This window comes from Brevundimonas sp. (genome assembly GCF_041648615.1).
Taxonomy (GTDB): domain Bacteria; phylum Pseudomonadota; class Alphaproteobacteria; order Caulobacterales; family Caulobacteraceae; genus Brevundimonas.
The window spans coordinates 1-2,664 of the sequence record NZ_JBAZOS010000093.1; the positions used below are offsets into that span (position 1 = coordinate 1).

A 2,664-nucleotide genomic window follows, 5' to 3' on the forward strand; every position below is an offset into this window, starting at 1 on the left:
CGGCCCCAGCACAGTCTGGACGAACCGTTCGCCGACGTTCCGGCCTGGCCGGCGAGTTAGGCCTCAGGCAACTGGGCGCGGAGGTCGACGAGGGTCGACCGGATGTGCGCCCGGGACTCGCGGCGGACGGCCTCGGTTCGGCGCTCCAGCCAGGCCGCCAGCAGGGTCTCGTGTTCGTGGCTGGCGCGATCGAGCCGGCGGTGCTCGCCGAGGTGGACCCGGACATAGCGTTCGGAGAGGGCCAGCAGGCGGTCGACTGTCTCGATGGTGACCCCGCGCCCGGATGGCCGGATCAGGGCCAGGTGGAATTCGCGGTTGCGCCGGCCGATGTCGGCCAGGCCGTTGCGCAGGGCGGCGTCGAGCGCGGCGAAGGCGGTCCGGGCCGCCTCATGCGCGGCGGCGTCCGCCTGCTGGGCGCCCAGCACGCAGGCGTTCGGCTCGATGCGCAGGCGCAGGTCGAAGACGTCCTCGGCGTCGGCGCGGGACAGGGGGCGGACGATGAAACCGCGGTTGGGGTGGGAGACGACCAGACCTTCGCTTTCCAGCCGCGCCAGGGCTTCCCGCAGGGGGATCTTGCTGACGCCCAGCTCCAGCGCCAGGGCGTCCTGACGGATCGGCGCATCGGCCGGCAGGCGGCCGGACAGGATCCGTTCGCGGGCCTCGGCGAAGACCTGGTCGGGCAGGGGGCGCGGTGCGCGGGTCACGGTCAGAGGACCTGGAAGCCGTGGGCGAAGACGTCCTCGTCGTCGATCCAGATCTCGTTCAGGCCGGTGGCGATGGCCGAGCCCTCGACTGACGGAATGATGCCGGGGCGGCCGCCGATCTCCGTCTCGGCCTCGACGCGGCCGATGAAGCGGCTGCCGATATAGCTCTCGTGGACGAAGGACTGGCCGACCGGCAGGCGGCCGGTGGCGTGCAGATGCGCCAGCCGCGCCGAGGTGCCGGTGCCGCAGGGGCTGCGGTCGATGGCCTTGTCGCCATAGAAGACGGCGTTGCGGCCGTCGGCGCCTTCGCCCCTGGGCCTGTCGGCCCAGAGCAGGTGGGAGACGCCGCGGATGGTCGGGTCGAGCGGATGCACCGGGGTGAAGGCCTCGCGCAGCAGGCTGCGGATCACCGGTGAGAGCTGCAGGATGCGGGCGGCGCCGAGATCGTCCAGCCCGGCATAGGCGCCCTGGGGCTCGATGATGGCGTAGAAGTTTCCGCCATAGGCGACGTCGATCGTCAGCGGGCCGAAGTCGGGGACGTCGATCTCGATGCCCTGCCGCGCCAGATACGACGGCACATTGCGGATGCGGACCGAGCGGACGCGGCCGCCGTCCTGCACATAGTCGAGCTCGATGACGCCTGCGGGAACCTCTGCGACGACCTTGCCCGGTGTGCTGGGTTTGATCAGGCCGTGCTCCAGCGCAAAGGTGATGATGCCGATGGTGCCGTGGCCGCACATGGGCAGGCAGCCGCTGGTCTCGATGAACAGGATGCCGACATCGGCGTCCGGCGAGGTCGGCGGATAGAGGAAGCCGCCGCTCATCATGTCGTGGCCGCGCGGCTCGAAGCAGAGGCCGGTGCGGATCCAGTCGTAGCGGGCCATGAAGTCCTGCCGCCGGGCGCTCATACTGTCGCCGGCCAGTTCAGGCGCGCCTTCGATCACCAGCCGCACGGGATTGCCGGCGGTGTGGCCGTCGATGCAGCGGAAGACATGCCGCGCCATGGCTAGAGGACCGGGCGGGTAGCGGCGGCCTTCTCGACCATGGCGATCACCTCGGCCCGGCGGGCGCCGACCAGCGGATGCCGTGGCGGGCGGACCCGCTCGTGGCCGCGTCCCATGACCTGTTCGGCGATCTTGATCGACTGGACAAGGTCATGGTCGGCGTCGAGGTGAAGCAGGGGCATGAACCAGCGGTAGATGGCCAGGGCGGTCTGCATGTCGCCGCGCTTGAACGCGTCCCAGAGAGCCAGCGATTCCTTCGGGAAGGCGTTGGTCAGGCCGGAGACCCACCCCTGCGCGCCGAGCATCAGGCCTTCCAGCGCGACGTCGTCCAGCCCGGCGAACAGGACGTAACGGTCGCCGAACTCGTTGAGCAGGTCGGTGAAGCGGCGGGTGTCCGGCGCGCTCTCCTTCAGGGCGACGACATTGGGCAGGTCCGACAGGGCGTGCAGGGCCTCGAAGCCGATGCTGACCCGATAGGCCGGCGGGTTGTTGTAGAGCATGATCGGCAGGCCCGTGGCCTCGGCCACGGTGCGGAAATGGGCCGCCAGCTCGGCCTGGGTCGGCACATAGACCATGGCCGGGAGGACCATCAGGCCGTCGGCGCCGATGGCCTCGGCGTCGCGGGCGAAGGCGGCGGCGCGGCGGGTGTCCAGCTCGGCCACGCCGGCGATAACCGGAACGCGGCCGGCGACGGTCTTCACCGTGGCGGCCAGCATGGCCCGCTTCTCATCGGCGTCGAGCGAGTTGTTCTCGCCCACCGTGCCCATGACGATCAGACCGTGGACGCCGTCGCGGATCAGGCCGTCCTGCACCGTGGCGGTGGAGTCGTAGTCGATCGAGAAATCCGCCGCGAACTGCGTGGTGGCGGCGGGGATCACGCCCTCCCAGGAAATCGACATCGGGTCCTCGCTTCCAGTGACTTAAGCCATTATCGTATACGATCCTGAGGTCGAGGC

The 2,664-nt window shown here is 70.1% G+C and carries 3 protein-coding genes; all 3 read right to left on the bottom strand.

Annotation, left to right across the window (positions count from 1 at the left end; genetic code table 11):
* Nucleotides 1-56 precede the first annotated feature (56 nt).
* From WC555_RS15665 to WC555_RS15675, 3 genes are read right to left on the bottom strand one after another with little or no spacing between them, the layout of a single operon-like run.
* Entirely contained in the window at nt 57-704 is a 648-nt protein-coding gene (locus WC555_RS15665; RefSeq protein WP_292129680.1) for a GntR family transcriptional regulator, read from the bottom strand.
* A 2-nt stretch (nt 705-706) separates the two neighbouring features.
* On the bottom strand, nt 707-1,708 hold the full coding sequence (locus tag WC555_RS15670) for a 4-hydroxyproline epimerase (RefSeq protein ID WP_373255071.1): 1,002 nt from the start codon (nt 1,706-1,708) through the stop codon (nt 707-709).
* Between the two features lie 2 nt (nt 1,709-1,710).
* Nucleotides 1,711-2,607 carry a dihydrodipicolinate synthase family protein gene (locus WC555_RS15675; RefSeq protein WP_373255072.1) on the bottom strand — a complete coding sequence of 299 codons (897 nt, stop codon included), beginning with the start codon at nt 2,605-2,607 and terminating at the stop codon, nt 1,711-1,713.
* Nucleotides 2,608-2,664: the final 57 nt, after the last annotated feature.

Coding starts and splice junctions, on each gene's coding strand:
- WC555_RS15670 (WP_373255071.1), bottom strand. CDS start 1,708: ATGGCGCGGCATGTCTTCCGCTGCATCGACGGCCACACCGCCGGCAAT.
- WC555_RS15675 (WP_373255072.1), bottom strand. CDS start 2,607: ATGTCGATTTCCTGGGAGGGCGTGATCCCCGCCGCCACCACGCAGTTC.